Origin of the sequence: Thermococcus sp. M36, assembly GCF_012027355.1 — an archaeon.
Classification (GTDB): Archaea; Methanobacteriota_B; Thermococci; order Thermococcales; family Thermococcaceae; genus Thermococcus.
Genome location: NZ_SNUH01000360.1, coordinates 1 through 389 on the forward strand (window position 1 = coordinate 1; position 389 = coordinate 389).

The following is a 389-nucleotide window of genomic DNA, read 5'->3' on the forward strand; positions in this document are numbered from 1 at the left end:
TTTTTTTCTTGATTTGAGCATGACGTAGTGCTTATATCTATTAGAATTCCGGGTAATTTTTTAAACCCAAATTGAAGGTTAAAGGTTGGTTCATAAAAACATAAAGTAGTATTCGAAATATTATCTAAATGCAAACTGCTTAATTCCGATGTAGAATAATTAGTTGTTGTATTCCCATAATTTAACCATGAAAATCGCCCCATAAACGATAATTTAAAATTGGGTGTTGTTATAAAATTAAAACCTCCCAGCCAAGAAATTTTCGATACATTATTATTAAAATACCTTTTGTAAGTAACTCCATTTTTTAAACCATAATCATCAATTGCAAACTTTCCAAAACCTAAAAGTAAAATTGTACTATAAGTAATTGTTTTCTTTTTATTTAG

General features: G+C 26.7%; 1 protein-coding gene. It reads right to left on the reverse strand.

Annotated features, from left to right (window positions below; genetic code table 11):
* Positions 1-389, reverse strand: a 389-nt coding sequence (locus E3E36_RS13125; protein ID WP_206203755.1) for a hypothetical protein, incomplete at both ends; no start/stop codon positions are given.